At 64.7% G+C, this 21,434-nt stretch carries 21 protein-coding genes; 7 read left to right on the plus strand and 14 right to left on the minus strand.

The window, feature by feature from the left end; translation table 11 throughout:
- Positions 1-47 precede the first annotated feature (47 nt).
- Both FN835_RS10805 and FN835_RS10810 read right to left on the minus strand, forming a co-directional pair.
- Positions 48-1,637, minus strand: coding sequence for a PAS-domain containing protein (locus FN835_RS10805; RefSeq protein WP_142663237.1), 1,590 nt, complete (start codon positions 1,635-1,637; stop codon positions 48-50).
- 76 nt (positions 1,638-1,713) lie between these two features.
- Positions 1,714-3,054, minus strand: a complete 1,341-nt coding sequence (locus FN835_RS10810; protein ID WP_142663238.1) for an ActS/PrrB/RegB family redox-sensitive histidine kinase — start codon at positions 3,052-3,054, stop codon at positions 1,714-1,716.
- A gap of 168 nt (positions 3,055-3,222) precedes the next feature.
- Between FN835_RS10810 and FN835_RS10815 the strand changes: the two genes are divergently transcribed.
- Both FN835_RS10815 and FN835_RS10820 read left to right on the plus strand, forming a co-directional pair.
- Positions 3,223-3,774 (plus strand): ActR/PrrA/RegA family redox response regulator transcription factor, encoded by a 552-nt coding sequence (locus FN835_RS10815; protein WP_142663239.1) that lies wholly within the window; start codon positions 3,223-3,225, stop codon positions 3,772-3,774.
- Positions 3,775-3,866: 92 nt separating this feature from the next.
- A complete protein-coding gene (locus tag FN835_RS10820) occupies positions 3,867-4,175 on the plus strand; it encodes an H-NS histone family protein (RefSeq protein WP_142663282.1) in 309 nt (102 codons plus the stop codon).
- 47 nt (positions 4,176-4,222) lie between these two features.
- Here the strand turns inward: FN835_RS10820 and FN835_RS10825 are convergent, their stop codons facing one another.
- The 3 genes from FN835_RS10825 to FN835_RS10835 all read right to left on the minus strand — a co-directional run bounded on the left by FN835_RS10825 (position 4,223) and on the right by FN835_RS10835 (position 6,052).
- Complete coding sequence (locus FN835_RS10825; protein WP_142663240.1) at positions 4,223-4,828, minus strand: YfbR-like 5'-deoxynucleotidase; 606 nt, start codon at positions 4,826-4,828, stop codon at positions 4,223-4,225.
- 106 nt (positions 4,829-4,934) lie between these two features.
- Positions 4,935-5,450, minus strand: a complete 516-nt coding sequence (secB, locus tag FN835_RS10830) for a protein-export chaperone SecB (protein ID WP_142663241.1) — start codon at positions 5,448-5,450, stop codon at positions 4,935-4,937.
- A gap of 50 nt (positions 5,451-5,500) precedes the next feature.
- Positions 5,501-6,052 carry an FxsA family protein gene (locus FN835_RS10835; RefSeq protein ID WP_142663242.1) on the minus strand — a complete coding sequence of 184 codons (552 nt, stop codon included), beginning with the start codon at positions 6,050-6,052 and terminating at the stop codon, positions 5,501-5,503.
- Between the two features lie 107 nt (positions 6,053-6,159).
- Here FN835_RS10835 and FN835_RS10840 point away from each other — a divergent pair, with 107 nt between their 5' ends.
- Positions 6,160-6,816, plus strand: coding sequence for a Tim44/TimA family putative adaptor protein (locus FN835_RS10840; RefSeq protein WP_142663243.1), 657 nt, complete (start codon positions 6,160-6,162; stop codon positions 6,814-6,816).
- Positions 6,817-7,410, plus strand: coding sequence for a Smr/MutS family protein (locus tag FN835_RS10845; RefSeq protein ID WP_142663244.1), 594 nt, complete (start codon positions 6,817-6,819; stop codon positions 7,408-7,410).
- A 33-nt stretch (positions 7,411-7,443) separates the two neighbouring features.
- Here FN835_RS10845 and FN835_RS10850 read toward each other — a convergent pair whose 3' ends face one another.
- The 3 genes from FN835_RS10850 to hslV all read right to left on the minus strand — a co-directional run bounded on the left by FN835_RS10850 (position 7,444) and on the right by hslV (position 9,620).
- Complete coding sequence (locus FN835_RS10850) at positions 7,444-7,620, minus strand: PLD nuclease N-terminal domain-containing protein (RefSeq protein ID WP_142663245.1); 177 nt, start codon at positions 7,618-7,620, stop codon at positions 7,444-7,446.
- 57 nt (positions 7,621-7,677) lie between these two features.
- The gene (hslU, locus tag FN835_RS10855) at positions 7,678-8,982 is read right to left on the minus strand and encodes an ATP-dependent protease ATPase subunit HslU (protein ID WP_142663246.1); all 1,305 of its coding nucleotides are present in this window, start codon (positions 8,980-8,982) and stop codon (positions 7,678-7,680) included.
- Between the two features lie 83 nt (positions 8,983-9,065).
- Complete coding sequence (hslV, locus tag FN835_RS10860) at positions 9,066-9,620, minus strand: ATP-dependent protease subunit HslV (protein WP_142663247.1); 555 nt, start codon at positions 9,618-9,620, stop codon at positions 9,066-9,068.
- 84 nt (positions 9,621-9,704) lie between these two features.
- On the opposite strand from hslV, the gene FN835_RS10865 reads away from it, so the two are divergent.
- The gene (locus FN835_RS10865) at positions 9,705-10,601 is read left to right on the plus strand and encodes a hypothetical protein (protein WP_142663248.1); all 897 of its coding nucleotides are present in this window, start codon (positions 9,705-9,707) and stop codon (positions 10,599-10,601) included.
- 19 nt (positions 10,602-10,620) lie between these two features.
- Here the strand turns inward: FN835_RS10865 and trxA are convergent, their stop codons facing one another.
- The 6 genes from trxA to dapB are packed head-to-tail and all read right to left on the minus strand — an operon-like array spanning position 10,621 to position 20,204.
- Positions 10,621-10,941 carry a thioredoxin gene (gene trxA / locus FN835_RS10870; protein WP_142663249.1) on the minus strand — a complete coding sequence of 107 codons (321 nt, stop codon included), beginning with the start codon at positions 10,939-10,941 and terminating at the stop codon, positions 10,621-10,623.
- Positions 10,942-10,999: 58 nt separating this feature from the next.
- Positions 11,000-14,368, minus strand: coding sequence for a double-strand break repair helicase AddA (addA, locus tag FN835_RS10875; protein WP_142663250.1), 3,369 nt, complete (start codon positions 14,366-14,368; stop codon positions 11,000-11,002).
- A complete protein-coding gene (addB, locus tag FN835_RS10880; protein WP_142663251.1) occupies positions 14,355-17,294 on the minus strand; it encodes a double-strand break repair protein AddB in 2,940 nt (979 codons plus the stop codon). Before addB ends, addA begins: the two co-directional genes overlap by 14 nt.
- Positions 17,287-17,958 carry a nucleotidyltransferase family protein gene (locus FN835_RS10885; RefSeq protein WP_142663252.1) on the minus strand — a complete coding sequence of 224 codons (672 nt, stop codon included), beginning with the start codon at positions 17,956-17,958 and terminating at the stop codon, positions 17,287-17,289. Before FN835_RS10885 ends, addB begins: the two co-directional genes overlap by 8 nt.
- A complete protein-coding gene (tsaE, locus tag FN835_RS10890; RefSeq protein ID WP_142663253.1) occupies positions 17,955-19,373 on the minus strand; it encodes a tRNA (adenosine(37)-N6)-threonylcarbamoyltransferase complex ATPase subunit type 1 TsaE in 1,419 nt (472 codons plus the stop codon). The genes FN835_RS10885 and tsaE overlap by 4 nt, the downstream gene beginning before the upstream one ends.
- Positions 19,374-19,397: 24 nt before the next feature.
- Positions 19,398-20,204 (minus strand): 4-hydroxy-tetrahydrodipicolinate reductase, encoded by an 807-nt coding sequence (gene dapB, locus FN835_RS10895; protein WP_142663254.1) that lies wholly within the window; start codon positions 20,202-20,204, stop codon positions 19,398-19,400.
- Positions 20,205-20,273: 69 nt separating this feature from the next.
- On the opposite strand from dapB, the gene rbfA reads away from it, so the two are divergent.
- On the plus strand, positions 20,274-20,693 hold the full coding sequence (gene rbfA, locus FN835_RS10900; protein WP_142663255.1) for a 30S ribosome-binding factor RbfA: 420 nt from the start codon (positions 20,274-20,276) through the stop codon (positions 20,691-20,693).
- On the plus strand, positions 20,683-21,432 hold the full coding sequence (locus FN835_RS10905) for a phosphodiester glycosidase family protein (RefSeq protein ID WP_142663256.1): 750 nt from the start codon (positions 20,683-20,685) through the stop codon (positions 21,430-21,432). The genes rbfA and FN835_RS10905 overlap by 11 nt, the downstream gene beginning before the upstream one ends.
- Positions 21,433-21,434: the final 2 nt, after the last annotated feature.

The following is a 21,434-nucleotide window of genomic DNA, read 5'->3' on the forward strand; positions in this document are numbered from 1 at the left end:
CGTGCCCGCGCAGGGAATAGCAGCGCAGGCGGCAGCGCAAGATCGATCTAGCCTGTCAGCGCACGGGCATCGCCCTTAGGCCGGATCTGGCCCGCAGCGGTATCGCGCGTTGCCGGCGCGGAAGCGGGAACGGGTGCCTGAAAGCTAAGCATCGCACGCCCGCCCGACAGGGCGCGCAGATGCCATGCCAAAAGCCCACCGGCAGGCGCGGCCATCGCCCCGTGCAACCCATCCTGCGGTCGCGCGGTGTGCAAAGCGTCGCGCAGGCTGGCAAGACCGGGACTTTCACCCGACGTCTTCGCCCAATGGGCGATCTGGTCGTCCAGTGTCAGACCATCGATGCCATCCCATAGAATCTTGTATCGGCGGTTCGACATCAGCAATTCGCCATTCGCGTCGAAGACCGCCACGGCATCTTCCAGCGCGTCCAGCACCTCGGCCCCCAAGGACAGATCGGCGCGGAACTTCCGCGTCAGCGAGATTTCCGAGGTGATGTCTTCGAACAGAAACGCCACAGCGCCATCGGGATGGGGCCTGCCCGTCACGCGATAGGTCTGCCCACCGGGCAGCGACCACATCTCGACATGGTGGCCGGTCGAGGCTGCCGCCTCAAGCGTGTTCATCTGGTTGCGCCAGGTTCGGTAATCCTTTGGTTCAGGGACCATCCGACCTTCGCGCAGGCGATCAAGAAAGGCGTAAAGCGTCGGACGCGCGGTCAGAAACCCGGTGGCGAGCCCGGTCAGATCAATCAGCGCCGGATTGAACAGCTGCAGGTTCCTGTCGCGGTCGAATATCGCAAGACCGATCGGCAGATCGGCAAAGGTCTTGGTCAGCGTCTGCACGAATTCGCGCAGCGATCGTTCGGCCCTGACGGCGGCATCCGCAGGCAGCGCAATGGCGACCGTCTGCCCCGTGACTTCGTGCGTGTGGCAATCATACCAGCGCACGTGACCATCGTGCTGAATCTGCACCCTGCGCGAGGATGCCGACGCAGCACCCTGCGTCGGGCGCGCGTTCAGATTGATCAGGGGCGGCAACGGCCAGCCGCTTTGCCTGTCCAGGACCGCATCGGTCAGTTGAAGATAGGCGGAATTTGCCCAAGTCACCTGCCCCGCCGCATCCTGCCGCCATGCCAGCATGGGCGAATGATCCATGGTGCTGCGCAGGATTTCCAACTCCTGCTCCATCGCGGCGAGCGAGAGGGAATCCACCACGATTCCCGCATTTTCGGCCGATGGATCGGCCAAGGTCACGCGGACAAGACCGTTGCCCAGATCTTCGGCCAGCACGCGCAAACGCGCGCTGCCGGCTTCGTCGCCGCCGGTCAGTTCCACCCGCCCGTCCTGTCCCAGATTCAACAAGGCCGGACCAGCATCGGGCAGCCGCATGGCAAGCCATGCGATCAGACGATGCCAGTCGTTGTTTCCCGGCAATGCCGCCATCAGGCTGTTTGCGGGCGGAGTGGCGTCGATCAGCCCTTCATGCCGGAACAGGAAAACGATGGGTTCTATCTTACGATCCAGCGCATCCGCAGGCACGCTGCGCGCGCGACGACGATCAAGCAGGCCGATCAACCCCAAGGCGAGACAGACTGCAATGGATGCTGCCGAAAGGGCGATAAGAAATTGCGCAACCACTGCAGTTCACCCCGCGTTCGTCATTTCAGGAACAACTATAACACGAAATGATAATAAAGGGTTAACGTATCCCGGATCATCCAGTGATTTCCGGGTTTTGGCCCAGAACGGCCCGTTCATCCGCCTCGATCACGCTGCGCGGCCAGATAACGCTGACCTGCGCACCGCGTTGACGGTTGCCGAACCGCATCGCCGCACCCGAACGTTCCAGCAGGGCCTTGGCGATGAACAGCCCAAGACCAAGCCCTTCGTAGCTGCGACCGTCTTCGGCGCGGGGGCGGGTGGTCAGGAATGGATCGCCGATCTTGGGCAGCAGCGCGGCAGGAAAACCCGGCCCGTCATCGGCAATGCGCAAACGGATTTCGCGTTTGTCGAAGCTGGCTTCGATCAGCACCTCGACACGCGCGAAATCCACGGCGTTCTGGATCAGATTGCGCAGCCCATGGATCAAGGCGGCATCGCGCTTGATGCTGGGCGCGTCTTGCGCGATTTCGACGCGGATGCGGATGCCGCGATTGCGATGGGGGGCCGCGGCCTCCTTGATGACCTCGGAAAGCGGAGCGATGCGGAACAGCAGATCGTCGCGCCCGGCACTGCCCATGGATTTCAGAATACCGCTGCACCGGTCGGCCGATTGCCGCAGCAGGGCCAGATCCTCGGCCAGATCCTCACGCTCGGGCAGGGCCGAGGCGATTTCATCGGCCAGCTCTGAACTGACCAGCTTGATGGTTGCCAGCGGCGTACCCATTTCATGCGCCGCCGCAGCGACGACACCACCCAGATGCTGCAATTTCTGCTCACGCTCCAACGCCATGCGGGCAGCGAATAGTGCATCCGAGGTGGCGATGATCTCGGCCGCGACCGTTCGTGCGTAGAACGCAAAAAACAGCGCCGCGATGATGATCGCCAGCCACGTGCCGACGATCAGGGGTTCGTTCAGTGTGGCGATCCGGCCTTCGGAAAATGTCAGCGGGCGCGCCATAAAGGCGGCAAGCGTCACCATGATGAAGGTCGCAAATCCCAGCGCGATCAGCTGACGCCCCGGCAATGCGGTTGCCGCGACCGTCACCGGCGCCAGCAGCAGCACCGCAAAGGGGTTGGTCAACCCGCCGGTCAGTGACAAAAGCGCCGCCACCTGCGCCAGATCGAAGCCCAGTTGCCACGCCGCCTCGATCGCGGAAATCCGGCGCGAGGCGCTGAGCATCAGGATCAGGTTCAACAGCACAGCAAGGCCGATGACCATCAACACCGGCCACAGCGTCAGATGCGCCCCGATCAGCAGCGCCATGGCGACAGCGGCGGATTGCCCGATGATCGCCACCCAGCGCAGCAGGATCAGCGTGCGCAGGCGGATCGGTTCTGGGCCGGGCTGACCGGGAAGGAGATCGAAGCGGCGCGACACAAAGCCGATGAACATCTGCAAGCCTGACTTAACGTGAACGGCCCAGTGTTACGCCCACGGCCCAGCCCGATCAATGCGGGCCACGGCACGACATGCGCGGCATTGCGACGCATTTTCCGCATGATTTGACCAATTGCCCAAACAGGCATAGAAGGCAGCCGATAATTGACCGGGTGAGCAATCATGACCGAGAGCCTGAATATCGGACCTGATCCCAGCCTGCTGCTGGTCGATGACGACGATATTTTTCTGAACCGCCTGGCCCGAGCCATGGAGAAACGCGGCTTTATCGTGTCGCGCGCCGCCTCGGTCGCCGAAGCGCAAAGCATCGTCGCGGCTGCGCCCCCGGCCTTTGCGGTCGTCGATTTGCGGCTTGAGGATGGTAACGGTCTTGATGTCGTCGATGCCCTGCGCGAAGCGCGTCAGGATGCCCGGATCATCGTGCTGACCGGATATGGCGCCATTGCAACCGCAGTTGCTGCGGTGAAAATGGGGGCGACCGATTATCTGTCGAAACCCGCAGATGCCGATGAAGTGACGCGGGCCCTGCTTTCCAACGCCGAGGCGGCTTTGCCCCCGCCGCCCGAATCCCCCATGTCCGCCGATCGCGTGCGCTGGGAACATATCCAGCGCGTTTATGAACAATGCGACCGAAATGTCAGTGAAACGGCACGCAGGCTTCATATGCATCGCAGGACGCTTCAGCGTATTTTGGCAAAACGCAGCCCGCGCTGAATATAAGTTACCCAATGTCGCAGTTGCAAATGCAGTCGATGCTCAAATATGCTCGGCGCAATGCAAAATACATGCCCAGGGAAATAATGCAGATGGATATTGACCTCGACAAGATGTCGCTGCGCGAACTGCGTGAACTGCGCAATAAGGTGGAAAAAGCGATCACCACTTTCGAAGATCGCCGCAAACGCGAGGCTTTGGCTGCCGTCGAATCCGCCGCGCGTGAATTTGGCTTCAGCCTTGCGGAACTTGCCAGCTCGCAAACCGGACGCAGCAAAGTTGCCGCCAAATATGCGAATCCGACCGATCCCGACAGCACCTGGACCGGGCGCGGCCGCAAACCGCGTTGGGTTCAGGAGGCGCTGGATTCCGGTAAAACGCTGGAAGAACTTGAAATCTAGAATTCATGCAAATGCGAATAAAAAGCCCCGCAAATTGCGGGGCTTTTTTATGCCTTGTCGATCTCATCAATTAGCAGGGCGAAACGGTCCAGAAATGCCTTTCGCGTTTCAACCGGAGGCCGCAGCCTGATTTCCAGCCCTTCAAGCAGTTCGGGCTTGGGCACGGGAAACAAACGATCCGCTTCGGACCGCGAAAATCCCGCGATCTGGATCGCTTCCAGCCATGCGGAAATTCTGTCCGCACGCTTGATTGCAGCCTTGATCTGCTTGGGAAGATGCGCAGGCAAACCGAAACGCTGGTGGATCGCGGCAGAAAGCCGGTCGTCCATTTGTCCATATTCACTGCCCAAAGCCGCCTTGACCGGAGAAATCATATCCCCAATCACATATTCCGGCGCATCGTGTAAAAGCGCGGCCAGATGCCATTTGGGCGCACAATCGGGATTGCTGCGGCGGTGAATTTCCTCGACCAGCAAGGAATGCTCAGCCACGGAATAAGCCCAGTCTCCGTGGGTCTGACCGTTCCAGCGGGCAACAAAGGACAGACCGTGGGCAATATCGCTGATCTCTATATCAAAGGGCGTCGGGTCCAGCAGATCCAGCCTGCGTCCCGACAGCATTCTTTGCCACGCCCTTTTTGCGGCTTTTGCCATTCGCCCCACCTCATGTTTCGGGTGAAACTAGACGGATCGGCCTGCCTGCGCCAGCGCATGAAAAAACCCGCGTCAGCAACGCGGGTTCTGCAATCTGGTAACGGGATCAGGACAGGGGCTGATCGGCAGGGCGTTCGGCCTGCATCCGGCGGGCGATTTCCTGACGATACAGCGCCACGAAATCCACCGGGTCCATGTTGAAAGGCGGGAAACCACCGTCGCGGGTCATGTCCGACACGATCCGGCGCACAAAGGGGAACATCATGCGCGGGCATTCGATCATCAGGAATGCGTGCAGCTGATCTTCCGGCACGCCTTCGATGTGGAAAATGCCGCCGTAATCCAGCTCGCACAGAAAGATCGGCGATTTGTCGTTGGCGTTGGTCGATTGCACGCGGAACTTGGTGATGACCTCATACTGGTTCTCGACCTGCCGCTTGCGGGCATCAAGGCTGACCTGCACGCCGATTTCCGGCTGCACGTCGCCCGAGGGCAGACCTTTCTGCGCCACCGCATTTTCGAAAGACAGATCGCGGATATATTGCGTCAGGATCTGCAGGCGAACGGCGGCCTGCGGATTGGTCTGCGCAGGCTGCACGCCGTTGGTGTTTTCTTCGGTCATGGAATTCTCCCTGAGGGTCTGGCGCGTTCTAGCATCGCGCGCCCCGGCGCTCAATGCCGGGTCCACCCCGATTTGCCGCGCGAAGATCCGTCGCGTTCATCGGTCAACCCTTCGCGGATCGGGGCGGGCGGATCATCCTGCACGGAATATTCGCCGTCGATCACCCCATCACCGCGCCGACCGCGCCCATAGCCGAAGCCGGGCGGAACGTCGTTCATGAATTCCGCATCGCGGTTGCGAAAACCGCTGCCCGCCACACGCACACGCCGCCCCATCCAGCGCATCGCCAGTTCGCGCACAGCCGGAATCAGCAGCAGCAGGCCGATGGCGCTGGTGAACAACCCCGGCACGACCAGCAGACCGCCCGCCAGCATGATCAGCGCGCCATGCGCCAAAGGGGCCGAGGGATCGCGGAATTCCTGCATCGCGCGCTGCACGTCTCGCATCGCATTCGTGCCCTGACGCCGCATCATCGATACGCCCAGAATCGACGACAGGATGACCAAAAGGATCGTCGGCAAAACACCGATCAAGCCGCCCACCTGAATGAACAAGGCGATCTCGACGATCGGCAGAATGACGAATGGCAACAACAGCCACATGGGAAACCCCCTCGATCCGGTATTCGACGGGCGCGAAACTGGACTTGCCCCGCCCTGCACCCTACATAGGTATTCGACGCCCAGTTAGAAAGCTCTTCAAGGTCCTGATGTCGAACCCCATGCTGCAACTTCTCGTTCTCGCCGCGATCGCCATATTCCTGATCCTGCGGCTGCGGGGTGTCCTGGGCACGCGCGACGGGTTCGAAGCGCCCCGCACCCCCGAGGAAGCCCAACCCCAGCGCCGCTTTGACGTCATCGACGGCACAGCCGAGGCTGCGGACAACGACATCAACGATCATGCCGAGCCGGGCAGCGCCAATGCGAACGCCCTGACCGCGATGAAACAGCTTGAACCCAGCTTCGCCGTCGGTCCGTTCCTGGGCGGCGCCAAATCGGCCTATGAGATGATCCTGATGGCCTTTGAGCGCGGCGATCTGTCCGAGGTTCGCGCCTTTCTGGCCCCTCCGGTGGCCGAGGCTTTCGAAAATGTGATCGCCGATCGCAAGGCGCGCGGCCTGAAAACCGAAGCGCAATTCCTTGGCACCCGCGAAACCGCGCTGGCCGCAGCCGAATTCAACGCGGCGACGAATGTGGCCGAGGTCTCGGTCCGCTTCGTGGGCGAGATGATCGTTGCCACCCGCGACGCCGATGGCAACGTGGTCGATGGCGATCCGAAATCGGCGCGCAAGCAGCGTGATACCTGGACCTTTGCCCGCCAGATGGGATCGAACGACCCGAACTGGCAGCTTGTCGCCACGGCCTGAATGGCACGCCGACGGGGTCTTTCGGCCGATGAAAAGGCCTTGTGGTCCCGTGTCGCCTCGACCGCGGTTCCGATGCATTCGGGACGCAAGGCCGATCCGATGCCGCTGCAGGAACCAAAGCCCGCCCCCGCGCCCCGCGCCCCAGATCCGGTAGCCCCGCTGCCGGATTTCCGCATCGGGGCCAAGTCGCTTAAAACGACCTCGCGCATCGACCTGTCGCCGCATCCTGGACAAAGCCTGCGCGATGCCCCGGTCCGCATGGATCACAAGACACACCGCCGGATGAGCCAGGGCAAGCTGATCCCAGAAGCGCGGCTGGATCTGCATGGCATGACGCTGAACATCGCCCAGCCGGTGCTGGTCCGCTTCGTGCTGAACGCGCAGGCACAGGGTTTTCGGCTGGTGTTGGTCATCACGGGCAAGGGCAAGGCGGGCGACGAATTCGCCCCTTTGCCGGTGCGTCCGGGTGCGCTGCGCCATAACGTGCCCCATTGGCTGCATATGCCGCCGCTGGACCGTCTGGTGCTGCAGGTCAGGCCGGCGCATCGCCGTCATGGCGGCGAAGGGGCTTATTACATCTATCTGCGCAAGTGAAAGGCGGCCCTTGGGCCGCCTTCGCTCAATGTCTTAGCGCAGTTGCGCCTTGGGTCCGGCCAGCCACCAGATGATCAGCCCCACAACAGGCAAAACGGCGACAAGAAGGATCCAGATGATCTTGGTCGAGGTCGCCACATTCGTGTTGATGATCGAGGCGATGGCCCAGACATCAAGTGCGAAAATGATGGCGCTGATGACATATCCCATGAACTTGTTCCTAAGCTGATGCAGTCGGGTGAACGATAGCAGCAGCTTAGGGTTCCATCAAAGAACGTAACGCGACAGATCGGTCGATCTTGCCAGATCGCCCAGATGTTTTTCCACGAACGCCTCATCGACCGTCACCTGCTCGCCCGAGCGGTCGGGCGCGCTAAAGGACAACTCCTCGAACACACGCTCGATGACGGTATACAGACGCCGCGCGCCGATATTCTCGACCGAGCCGTTCACCTCGGCGGCGATGCGGGCCAGCGCCCGGATGCCGGTATCGGTAAAGGTGACGGTGACGCCTTCCGTGTTCATCAGCGCCGTGTATTGCCGCGTCAGCGCATTATCCGTCTCGGTCAGGATGCGGATGAAGTCCTCTTCGGTCAGGGCGCGCAACTCGACCCGGATCGGCAGACGGCCTTGCAATTCCGGCAACAGGTCGGACGGTTTCGCAATGTGGAACGCGCCCGAGGCGATGAACAGGATATGATCGGTCTTGACCGGGCCATACTTGGTCGAAACGGTCGTGCCCTCGATCAACGGCAGCAGGTCGCGCTGCACGCCCTCGCGGCTGACATCGCCACCGCGGGCATCGCTGCGCGCGGCCACCTTGTCGATCTCGTCGATAAAGACGATGCCGTTTTCCTGCACGGCTTCCAGCGCTGCGGTCTTGACGGTTTCGTCGTCCAGCAGCTTGTCGGCCTCTTCGGCGATCAGCAGATCATAGCTTTCGCGCACGGTGACCTTGCGGCGCACGCGACGGCCGCCGAATGCCTTCATCAGTCCCGACAGGTCCATCATGCCGCCGATGGCACCCGGCTGGCCCGGAATGTCCATCGCACCCAATGGGTTCGAATTGTCCTGCAGTTCAAGCTCGATGACGGTATCGTCCAGCTCGCCCCGCTTCAGCTTGTCGCGGAACATCTGCTGCGTCTGTTCACGGGCATTCTCGCCGGCAAGGGCTGCCACCACGCGGTCCTCGGCCTGCTTGTGGGCACGGGCCTTGACCTCCTCGCGCATCCGTTCGCGGGTCTCGATGATCGCAGCATCGGCCAGATCACGGATAATCTGTTCCACGTCGCGCCCGACATAACCCACCTCGGTGAACTTGGTCGCCTCTACCTTCAGGAACGGTGCCCGAGCCAGCTTGGCCAGACGGCGGCTGATCTCGGTCTTGCCGACGCCGGTGGGGCCGATCATCAGGATGTTCTTGGGATAAACCTCATCGCGCAGATCGTCGCCCAGCTGGCGCCGCCGCCAGCGGTTGCGCAGGGCCACTGCCACGGCGCGCTTGGCGTCCTTCTGCCCGATGATAAAGCGATCCAGCTCGGACACGATTTCGCGCGGCGTCAAATCACTCATGATGAACCTCTCTTCTTGCGGAGAACGCTTCTTGGTTCTCCAAATACCTCGGGGGAGTCCGCAGGACGGGGGCAGAGCCCCCCTTAACCCAGAACTTCGACCGTCAGGTTTCCATTGGTATAGACACAGATGTCGGCAGCAATCGCCATGGCCTTGCGGGCCACGCCTTCGGCATCCAGATCGGACGACATCAGCCCCCGCGCCGCAGCCAGAGCGTAATTCCCGCCCGAGCCGATGGCAGCCACGTCATGCTCCGGTTCCAGCACATCGCCCGCGCCGGTCACGACGAAAATATCCTTGCCGTCGGTGACGATCAGCATGGCCTCCAGATTGCGCAGGTATTTGTCCATGCGCCAGTCTTTCGCCAGATCGACACAGGCGCGGGCCAATTGGCCCGGCGCGGATTCCAGCTTCTTCTCCAGCCGCTCCAGCAGGGTAAAAGCATCTGCCGTCGATCCGGCAAAGCCCACCACCACGTCGCTGCCGCCCGGCGTCAGGCGGCGCACCTTGCGGGCCGTGCCCTTCATCACCGTCTGGCCGACGCTGACCTGACCGTCACCCGCGACGACCACCTTGCCGCCGCGCCGCACCGCAAGGATCGTGGTGCCGTGCCAGCCGGGGAATTTCTCATCGGACATGCTGCTCTCCGCTTTTGTCTTGGGGGGTCAGATATGGGCGGGGCGGGGGTTTCGCAACCCGGCCCGTCCCGCTAGCCTGCCGCCATGACAGGCCAGACCACGCTTCGCATCTATCTGGAAGGCAGCATGTTGCGCACGGCGCGGGATGGCACGTTCCCTTTCATGGCCGTTCTGGAAAAGGCCGTGCATGCCGCAGGCTGGCGCGTCGAATGGCATCAAAGCGATCCGGCCGCTCGGGCCAGCGCGCCGGACAGCGACGGCTATGCGCTGTTTCATGCCGAAGCGCCGACGCATGACCGCGCGCTGACCTTTCGCCGGGCCTATCACTACCCCTTTTGGCAGATCGAGCCCGCGCAGCAGCGCTGGCGTTTCCACGTGGCGCGCAGCCCGTTCGACGCGGACCGGATCAACCCGCAACAAGCCCGCGACTTCGCGGACCGCCTGCGCCAGCGCGTGATCCCCGGCGCGCCGCCCACGCGCGACGGTCCCATCCTGATCGCGCTTCAAGGCCATATCCGCCGCTGCCGTTCGTTCCAGACCACCAGCCCGGTCGAGATGGTCGAACAGGTGGCCCGCATCGGGCGTCCCACGGTCGCCACGCTGCATCCCAAGGAAAGCTATGACGCCCGCGACATGGCCGCGTTGCAGGCGGTGGCGGCGCGGCATCCGAACCTGCGGCTGGGCGGGGACACGATGGCGCTTTTGCGCGACTGCCCCTTTGTCGTGACGCAAAACAGCGCGGTTGCCTTTGACGGCTTTTTGCTGGGCAAACCTGCCGTTCTTTTCGCGCAGATCGACTTTCATCACATCGCGCTGAACATGGCCGATGACGCGCAGGCATTGGAAAAGGCCGAAACCCATCGCCCGGATTTCGACCGCTATCTGTTCTGGTTCCTGCAGGAAAAGGCGATCAACGCGACCCTGCCCGATGCAGGCGCGCGTATCCTGACCGCGATGCGTCGGGGCGGCTGGCCGATCTAGACCGGCCGCCCGCGCGCGATCAGATTTCGGAATCGATCCAAGCTTTCAGCGCCGCTTTCGGGGCCGCGCCGATCTTATTGGATACGACCTGACCGTCCTTGAACAGGAACAGCGCCGGGATGCCGCGCACGCCAAGCGACGCCGGGCTTTCCGGGTTTTCGTCCACGTTCACCTTAACGATCTTGACCTTGTCGCCATATTCGGCTGCCAGTTCTTCCAGCGCCGGGCCGATCTGACGGCACGGACCGCACCATTCAGCCCAGAAATCGACCACAACGGGGGTCGAGGACTGGCGGACCTGAGCGTCGAATTCAGCGTCGGTAACGGGTTGAGTGGCCATAGGGAAACTCCTGCGATGCGCCGGGCTGAGAAAAACCGGCAGGATTGTCACCAAACAGCTAGGCATGAGGTGCGGCAGGGTCAAGACCCGCCATGGTCGTGTCCAGCAATGCGTCGGTCAGGGGCATCAGGCTGCGGGTCGCGGTCCACAGGATTGCGGCCTCGATCCGGTGGTTCGGGAAAATCTGCGACAGCGCCGCGCGATAGGCCGCCATCTGTCGCAAAAGCCCCAAGGGTGTGGCCTTAGCATCGGCGGGCACGTCGCGGTTCGACTTGTAATCGACGGCCAGCACGCGGTCGCCCGCGATGACCAGCCGGTCGATCTTGCCGTAAAGCATCCCCACCCCCGGCAGCGGTGCCGACAGCGCCAGCTCCTGCATCACTTCCGCTCCTGCGGGAATGTCGAAAACTTCGGCCAGCGCGGGGGCGGTCAGCACCTCGCGCACCTCCTCCAGCAGACCGGCCAGCGCGATGGCGTCGGGCAGGCCGCCTTCGGCATCCGACAGCACATCGCGCGCAATCGCGGGCCAATCGGCAGCATCGCGCCCCGGCAGATTTTCCAGCAGAAGGTGCAGCCGCGTGCCGAACAGCATGGCCGCCTGCGCATCCCCTTCGCCCTGCGCGGCCATGACCTTGGCCCCGCCAAGGCCCGAGGCCGCGACAGGACGCCGCTTTTCGGGCATCGGCGGGGGCGCGCTGCGCAGCCAGTCCGGCGCGTCGATCTGGCGCGGTGCCATCACCAACGCCTGCGGCGCCTGCATCGGCCATTCGCCATATTCCAGCCGCCGGATCTCGCCGCCCCATGACGCGGGCAGGCGGCTTTCGGTCAGATCGCTGCGGCCAAAGCCCGCCTCGACCATGCCATGCCAGCTTTCGGGATCGGTTTCGCCCGCCGCCGCCACGATCAGCCAGCTTTCGGCGCGGGTCAGGCCGACGTAAAGCAGGCGCTTACGTTCCTGCAACTGCCGTTCGGTCTGATAGGCAGCAAGGTCTTCGACCAGATCGGGTCGCTCACCCTTTTTGCCGCGCCACAGCGCCAGACCGTCGGGACCGGGCAGCACCGCACCTTCGCGCGGCGGGCGGCGCTTGGCGGCATCGGGCATGATGACGATGGGGCTTTCCAGACCCTTGGAGCCATGCACCGTCATCACGCGGATCAGCCCCTCGCCATCCTCGCCCGCCGTGCCGGGCTGGCGGCGCACCTCGACATCGTCGGCGGTCAGCCAGACAAGGAAGCCGGTCAGGCTGGGCGTTTCGCTGGATTCGTAACTCAGCGCCTGCGACAGCAATTCGTCGATGCCGTCCACCGCCTCGGGGCCCAGCCGCGCCAGCAGCTTTTCGCGGCCATTGTGGCGGATCAGCAGCCGCTGGATCAGGTCATAGGGACGCATGAAGCCGGTCTGGCCCATCAGGTCCGACAGCAGTTCAACCGCGCCGCGATGATCGGATTCCCGCAACCGCCGCCACAGATATTCGCCGGTGCGCTTGGCAGACAGGCGGTAAAGCTGTTCCTCGGTGATCCCGAACAAGGGCGAGCGCAGGGCAGCGGCCAGCGACAGATCATCCTCGGGCGTGGCCAGCACCGACAGCACGGCGCGAATATCGCGCACGGCCATTTCGCCCGCCAGTTTCAGGCGGTCGGCCCCGGCGACGGGCAAGTTCGCCGATTTCAGGCTGGCGATGATTTCCGCAAACAGGTCCGAGCGGCGCTGCACAAGGATCAGCACATCGCCCGCGCGGACCCGCCGCACCTGCCCCTTTTTCGCGTCAAAGATCGGCGTGCCCAGCATGTCGCGGATGCCGCGCGCAATGGCGCGGGCAAGCTGCGTGGTTTCCGAGTTTTCGGCGGGCTGGTCGATCGGGTCGGTCCAGTCGCCCGGTTCCGGCTTGTCGGGTTTGGGGACCACGGGCCACAGATCGACGCGGCCCGGCATCTCGGTCCGAAAGGCGCGGTGCTGGGGCGGATCGCCCAAGCCCTGCGCTGCGTCCCCGGCAAAGACCTGATCCACCAGACCAAGGATCGCGGTGGATGACCGGAAGCTGTGGCGCAGTTCCAGCACCTGCATCGGGTTTTCGACAGCGGCAAAGGCTTGGGAAAAACCCGCACGCCGCGCCTCGAATACCGCAATGTCGGCACCCTGGAAGGAATAGATCGACTGCTTGGGATCGCCGACCACGAACAGGCTGCGCCCTTCGCGCGCGCCATGCCCCGAGGTGAATTCATCCGTCAGCCGCTGGATCACCTGCCATTGCGCAGGGCTGGTATCCTGCGCCTCATCAACCAGAATATGGTCGATGCCGCCATCCAGCCGGAACAGCACCCATTGCGCCATGCTGTTTTCCGAAAGCAGGCTGGCGGTGCGGTCGATCAGATCGTCGAAATCCAGAAAACCATGCGCCGATTTCTGCGCGCGATAGCGGGTCAGAAAGGCATGGCCGAACCGGTGCAGCGCCAGCGTGCGTTCAGCATGGGCCAAGGCGATGCGCTGCGGACGGGCAGCTTCGACGGCAGCCATGAGCGCGGCCAGATCGTCAAGCATTTCAGCACAGGGGCCGGTGCGCAGGGCCTTGGTCGGAAAGCTGTCATATTTCGCGGTGAAGGGTTCCTTGGCGCTGGCCCCGGTCAGCAGCACGCCTTCAAGGATCGCCAGTTCCGTCAGGCCGGGCGCGGACCAGTTGCCGCCCACCAGCTTTGCCGCCGCCTTTTGGTCATTCGCGCCGCTTTTCAGCAGATGCGGGATCAGCGCCGGAATGACCGCCGCGCCATCGGCAAAACAATCCGCAATCAGACGGGCAAGGCTGCCGCCCGGCGGCAACCCGCAGACGCCCCAGATGGCGTCCCGGTCCGCGGGGGCATCGAACCCCCGCAGACCGGACAGGAAAGCGTCAAGGTTTTCGCCCGAATGCAGCATGAGCAGGTCTTGCAGGGCGGGATGATCCTCGCGCGCCATTTCCTCAATGATCTCGGCACGGATCAGGGCGCTGCTGCGATCATCCAGTTCGGTAAAGCCATGCGGCACGCCTGCCTCGATCGGGAAGCGACGCAGGACACCCGCGCAAAAACTGTGGATGGTCTGGACCTTCAGCCCGCCCGGTGCCTCGATCGCGCGGGCAAACAGGCGGCGCGCGGCGGGCAGGTCGGGGCTGCCACCTTCGCCCAGCCGGGCCAGTTCGTCGCGCAGCTTTGCTTCGGGCAACATCGCCCATTTGCCAAGGCGTTGCAGCAGGCGATTCTGCATCTCGGTCGCGGCCGCCTTGGTATAGGTCAGGCACAGGATCTTTTCCGGCGCGGTCCCGGCCAGCAAAAGCCGCGCCACACGGTCGGTCAGCACCCGCGTCTTGCCCGATCCCGCATTAGCGGTCAGCCATGTCGAACGCCGCGGATCGGCGGCCCGGACCTGCGCCAGCGTCGCCTCATCCATCGTCATGAAACCTTTCGGGTTTAGCGATTTCGGTCGTGTCCCATTCGCCGTGACGCGACAGGTGGTCGTAATCGCTGGCGTGATCGCTGCGCTCCATCGCCAGACGCGCGGTAAAGCCCCGCTCGCCCAGCAGATAGCGGCGGATCAGGTCCACGAAACCCGCCCATGTTTCCTGCGGATAGCCGGGGCCGAAGTCCCGTTCCTCGGTCCGGCCTTCGCCGCCAAGCTGGATATAGCTGATGCCCGCGACGGGGACGGGGCCAAGGCGGGAAAACGCGCCCTGTTCGACCATCGCAGCCTCTAGCGGCAATTGCTTGTCGAAATGCGCGATCTGTTTATCGGTGGGCGGCTTGCCAGATTTGTAATCATAGACCTGCACACGGCCATCGGTCAGCAGGTCCAAACGGTCGGGCTTGGCGCGCAGCTTGAAATCCATGCCGGGGACGGGAAGGACGCCGTAATCCTCAACCACCACTGGCCGGCCTTGGGTCAGGCGCGCGGCTTCGTCCGTGACCAACCGTTCGGCGATATTCGCGATGCGCGCGCGCCAGAACAGCCGGGCCGAGGGCCAAGGCACATCCGCCGCCAGCACCTGATCGGTGATCGCCAGCAGGCGGGCCTGCATCGCATCGGGCGTTTCCGGGTCGGCGGGCAGCGTGCTTAGGAACCGGTCCATGATGTCATGCAGCACATTGCCACGATCCGCCGCATTGGGTTCGGGCCGCAGCGGGTCCAGCGCGTTCAGGCCCAGCACGCGGCGGGCATAGATCGCATAGGGGTCGCGGATCAGCGTCTTGACCTCGGTCACCGACATCTGGGCCAGCGCCGGGACGGGCGGAATGGGCGAAGGCCGGGTGGCAGGCGCAAGCGCGTGGCGCGGCTGCGCCTGCAACGCCGCGATCTCCAACCAGTGCCGCCCCCGCGCCCGCATATCGGCCAGGGCCTGCGGCCCATCCTGCGCGGGCAGGCCGCCCAGCAGGTTCACCAGCCGGTTCAGCCAGCGCGAGGGGATCGTTTCGGCGTCCGCATCCCGATGCGCGCGGCTTAGGATGACCTGACCCGCGCCGACCGCCTGTTGAAAGTCATGCGCGGCCAGACCCACCTGCCGTTCGGGCAGGGTCAGCCCCCCCGCAAGCCGCATGGGCCGCGACAGCCACGGATCGGGGGGCAACGCCTGCGGCCAGCCGCCTTCGTTCAGACCAGACAGGATGACAAGGCCTGCGGCCTGCACCACCGCCTCGGTCCGGGCCTCACGCGGGCCACGGAAACGGACCAGCGGGTGCGAGGCCACGTCCTGCCGCACTGCACCGCCTTGCAACTGGTTGTAAAGCAGGTCGCGGAATTCGTTGGGGCGCAGGTCGTGGCCCAGATGCGCGTGGGCCGCCAGATGGTCCAGCGTGCCCCGCGCCAATGCGCCCGAGGCTTTGGCCCACAGCTCCGACGCATCTGCATCGCCGCCCGGACCCGCCGCCAGATCCTGCGCCAGCCCGCGCAGATCGGCCAGCCGCGCGGCCAAGGGACGCGGGGCGCGGTCATGGGCCAGCGGCACGACGCGGTCCAAAAGGCCCGCCAGCCACAGCGCCCAAGGCTTGCTTTTCTCGTCGCCCTTGTCGGCAAAGGCCCGCAGCGCCTCGCCATCCGGGAAGGCGGGGCCGTGCTTGCGCAGGCGCAGTTCCAGATCGCGGGTATGGCGGTTGTGTTCGCGGCGATAGTCAGGGCCAAGGCCCGTCGCCATGACCGGATGCTTCAACAAGACCAGCAGCGCGTCGATCATCAGTTCCGCGCCGAACAGATCGGCGACATGGCGCAGAAACAGCCCCGGCGCGGTCAGCGGCAAAGGCTGGCCTGCGGAATCGTCGGGGATGATGCCCCAGCGGTCCAGCGCCGATTGCACGCGCCGCGTCAGCATCCTGTCGGCGGCGATCAGGGTAACGGGCTGGCCGCGTTCGACGGATTCGCGGATGATCAGGGCCACGGCCTCGGCTTCCTCGCCGGGTTGTTCGGCCTCGATCAGGGTCAGGTTCTGCGTGGCGGGGATCAGCGGGCCAAGGCGCGGGCCTTCGTCGATCCATTGGTCGGTGACAGGCGCGGGGCGCAGCGCCAGCGACATCAGGCGGTTCCGCGCAGGGTCGGGGGCGGTGTCTGCCACCCAATCAAGCAGTGGGCCGAATTCGGTGACGAAGGGGGCGTGGCGGGCTTGCGGGTGATCCTCGGTCGCGTCCAGCCCTTGCCACATGGCGGCGGGCAGGTCGGGGTCAAAGCCGGGCAGGACCACGGCCCCCATCGGCAGCCGCGCCACCGCGCGCATGAAATCCCGCGTGGCCCCGTGCGAGCCTGTGGACCCCGCGACGATCACCGGATCCTGCGGCAGATCGCGGCCCTGCGCCCATGCCTCGGCCAGTTCCTTGGCGGCGGCGCGCTGGCGGGATTCGCGGTCCTGCGGCGGATCGGTCAGGTAATAACCGGCGGCGATTTTCAGGAAGGCCAGCGCGCGGCCCCAATGCTGGGCATGGTCGCCCGCGTCGATGCGGTCCAGCGCGGCAGCGTCCAGCCCTTCAAGCTGCATCTCGGCCATCAGACCAGCGAGCGAGGTCGCAAGTTCCGGCACGGATTGCCCCTGCGCCAGATCGGGCTGGGCGCGCAGGGCCGCGTCTATCAGGCGACCCAGCTCCAGCCGCCGGGCCAAGGGCGCGGTCGCCGCCCCGCCGCCCAGATCGGCCAGCAGGCGCAATTGCGGCAGGATCAGCGGCCCGCGCCAGATCAGCGCATCGCGCAAGGCCATCAGCGACTGGCCCGAATTCGCGAATACCGTGACCCGCGCCATGTCCTGCGGCGGACGGCCCCGCATCCGGGCAATCAGGCCGTCGGCAAAAGCGCCGGGAAAATCGGCGCCGCAGGGCAGAGCAAAAACGCCGTTCTGCCAATCAGCCATGCAGCAGGCCTTCGGCAAGCGGGATGCAATCAGGGCGGCCCACATCGCACCATTGGCCGGGATGGGTGATGCCGTAAGCGCTGCTATCGGCGATCATCAGATCCCAGAGGCGGTTCAGCGAAAACGCATCCTCGGGGATTTCGGCCAGCCGGTCGGGCCGGATGATCTGCGCGCCGCCATAGACCAGATCGCCCTTGCGGATCAGGCGACCTGCGGGATCAAGGCTGAAATCGCCGCCCCCCTGCCGCCCATGCGTCTGGGCCAAGGGAACCAGCATCAGCAGCGCATCCATGTCGTCGCGCCATGCCGACAGCAGCGCGACGATGGGGTTGCCACCCGTCCAGACCACATCCGGGTTCACCGTCACGACCGGCCCCGGCCCCAGCAGCGGCAGCGCCTTGCGCAAGCCGCCGCCGGTCTCCAGCAAGGCGTCCGCTTCGTCGGAAATCGCCACATCCGACCCTGCCAGATGGTCGCGGATCTGGCAGCCCAAGTGATGCGTGTTCACCACCACGCGCCCCACGCCCGCATCGCCGCCCATGTCCAGCGCCCGGTCCAGCAGCGTCCGGCCACCGACGCGGATCATCGGCTTGGGCGTCACATCGGTTAGCGGGGCCATGCGCGTGCCTTTGCCGGCCGCGAAGATCATCAGGGGCAGCGTCATGCGGCGGCGATCCTTTCGATGACCTGCGGCGTAGGGGCGGGCACACCCTCCAGCGCGGCAGCCAGAGGGGCCAGCGCGGGATGGGCCAGATCACGCTGGATCAACGCCCAGACGCGGGGCATGAAGGCCAGATAGCGGCGTTTCCCCTCAAGCTGGGCTAGACGGGTGAAGATGCCCATGATGCGCAGGTTGCGCTGTGCGCCCAGCAGCGCATAGGCGGCGCGGAAGCGGTCAGGGTCCAGCCCGCGCGCGGCGATGTAGCGGTCGATCTGCGCCGCTTCGACCTGCGGGTCCACATCGCGGCGCGCGTCCTGCAACCCCGATACCAGATCATAGGCCGGATGCACCGCGACCGCGTCCTGAAAATCAAGGATGCCCAAGGGTGCATCGTCGCGCCAGATCAGGTTTTCGGCATGGAAATCGCGCAGGCCAAGCACGGGGGCGATATCTTCGGCCAGTTCCTTGTGCAGTTCCTGAATGACCGCCGAGACCGCAGCCCCCTTGCCGGGCGCCCCCGCCGCCGGAGGATAGTATTCCGCAAACAACCCCGCCTGCCGCGCCAGTTCCGCGCCGTTCAGGCGCAGGACGAATTCCGGGGGCGCGTGACCGTGCAATTCGACCAGCAGATCGGTCATGCGGTCATAGATGCGGCGGGCCAGCGCAGGCTCGCCCTCCAGCACGCGGGCGATCAGATCGTCGCCAAGATCTTCCAGCAGCAACAACCCCTCGACCTGATCGGTGGCAAGGATTTCGGGCGCGTGCAGGCCGCGACCGCGCAGCCATTGCGTCATCGCGACATAGGGGCCGGTCGTGCCGGGCGCGGCGTCCATCAGAACCGCACTGCGGTCCCCATCCAGCAGGCGGAAATACCGGCGCGACGAGGCATCGCCCGCCAAGGGCACCAGCCGCGCATCGGCCCAACCGGCGCGATGGATCAGCCGCGCGATGGCCGGCAGACGGGTCATCAGGCCCCAATGCGCCTCGGACCCGGCCAGCGTAATGCGGCGCAGGTCAGGGAATTCGGCAATCGGCTCAAGCCCGATGGTCAGGGGATCGGGCAATTCGCCGCCATGATCGGGCCATTCGATCAGCACGATGCTGTCCTGCATGGCTTGGTCCAGACCCAGCTCGGCCATCTCGTCGGGATGGGTCAGGCGATACAGGTCCGCATGCCAGATCTCGGTCCCCAAGGGGTCGGCATAGGTCTGGACCAGCGTGAAGGTGGGACTGGGCACATCCTCGGCCAGATCGCCTTGGCGGGCGCGGATGAAGGCGCGGGCGAAATGCGTCTTGCCCGCCCCCACCGCGCCTTCCAATGCGATCACGTCGCCGGGTTTCAGAACGGCGGCCATGACCCGCGCAAGGCAGGCGGTCAGGTCGGCATCGGCGGGATCAAGCGTGGCAAGCAGCGTCATGCCGAGAACCTAAGCGTCCGGGCGCTAAAGGCCAAGCACATCCGCCATGTCATATTCGCCCGGCCCCTTGTCCTGCCCCCAAAGCGCGGCTTGCAGCGCACCACGGGCAAAGATCGCGCGGTCGGTCGCCAGATGACGCAGCACCACACGTTCGCCCGCAGCGGCAAAGATCACGTCATGTTCGCCCACCACATCGCCGCCGCGAATGGCGCTGAAACCGATGGTACCCTGCTGGCGCGCGCCGGTGATGCCTTCGCGGGCGGGGGTGCGCAGATCCTCCAGCGGGTGGCCGCGCCCGTTGGCCGCAGCCTCGCCCAGCATCAGCGCGGTCCCCGATGGGGCATCGACCTTGCGGTTGTGATGCGCCTCGACCACCTCGATGTCCCAATCCTCGCCCAAGGCGGCAGCGACCCTGCGGGTCAGGCCGACCAGCAGATTGACCCCAAGGCTCATGTTGCCCGCGCGAATGATCGGGGCGTGGCGGGCCGCAGCTTTCAGTTTCGCCAGATGCGCGGGCTCAAAGCCGGTCGTGCCGATGACGTGGACCGCACGCGCCTGTGCGGTCAGTTCCGCAATCGCGACCGAGGTGTCGGGCGTGGTGAAATCGATCACCGCCTGGGCGCTTGCAATCGCCTGAACCGGGTCGTCGGTGACGGTCAGGCCAATGGCCGGGCCGCCCATCGCCTCGCCCAGATCGCGGCCCGCCCAGGGGTTGCCGGGGCGCACCGTGACCCCCACCAGACGCGCCTTGTCGGATGCCAGAACGATCCGCGCCAGCATCTGCCCCATGCGGCCAGAGACGCCCGTGACGACGATTCCCGGTTTTTCCATGCTCAAACCCCCGTTTTGGGCCGTTCTAAACCGTTGCGGGCCGCGCCGCGACCCCCTACATCTGCGGCCATGGCACAGAACCGCTTTCATTCCGGCACAGGTCCCTCGCAGCGTCAGCTTCGCGTGGGTGAACTGATCCGCCGCACACTTTCAGACGTCCTGCTGCGCGGCGACGTTCACGATCCCGAACTGAACCGTCATTCGATCACGGTCGGCGAGGTGCGCACATCGCCCGACCTGAAGGTCGCGACGGCCTATGTCCTGCCCCTTGGCGGACATGGCGCCGAAGAGGCGCTGGCCGCGTTGCGCCGCAATCAGGCCGAACTGCGCCATCTGGTCGCCAAGGCCATGACGCTGAAATACGCGCCTCAGCTGCGCTTCGTGCTGGACGAGACCTTCGACCGCATGGACGACACCCGCCGCATCCTGTCCGAAGACCGCGTGCGCCGCGATGTCGAAACCGACGACGACGAAGACGATGAAGCTTGATCTGAAGCGCCGCCTTGGGCTGGCGCTGGGGGCGCTGATCGCGTCCACGCTGCCCGCGGTGGCCGATATCTGCGAAAAGCGCGATTTCGACGGTCAGGGCTATGTGGTCTGCACGCTTTCGGCGGAGCAGCAGCCGGGGCTGAAGCTTTGGCTGAACGGTCCCGATGGGCGCGTCCTTGGGGATTTCACCAGCGTGAGGCGTCAACTGCCTAAGGGTCAGACCCTTGGTTTCGCGATGAATGCGGGCATGTATCACGCCGATTACAGCCCGGTGGGCCTGTATGTCAGCGATGGGGAAAAGGCGCATGATCTGGTCACCGCAGGCGGTGGCGGGAATTTCGGAATGCTGCCCAACGGCGTCTTTTGCGCGGGCGGCAACCGCCCCTATCAGGTGATCGAAAGCCGCGCCTTCAAGGCCGCTGATCCGCAATGCCGCATCGCCACGCAATCGGGGCCGATGCTGGTGATCGACGGCGACCTGCACCCGCGTTTCCTTGTGGACAGCGACAGCCGCTATATCCGCAACGGTGTCGGCGTGTCGCCGGACGGGCAGACGGCATGGTTCGCGATTTCCGACCGCGCCGTGACGTTTCACGAATTCGGGCGGCTGTTCCGCGACGGGCTTGGCGCACGGGATGCGCTTTATTTTGACGGCTCGATCAGCAGGCTTTATGCGCCTGCGCTGAACCGCTCGGATTTCGGGCGGCGGCTTGGGCCGATCATCGGATATACGGAATAAGA

The organism is Paracoccus laeviglucosivorans (assembly GCF_900182695.1).
Taxonomy (GTDB): Bacteria; Pseudomonadota; Alphaproteobacteria; order Rhodobacterales; family Rhodobacteraceae; genus Paracoccus; species Paracoccus laeviglucosivorans.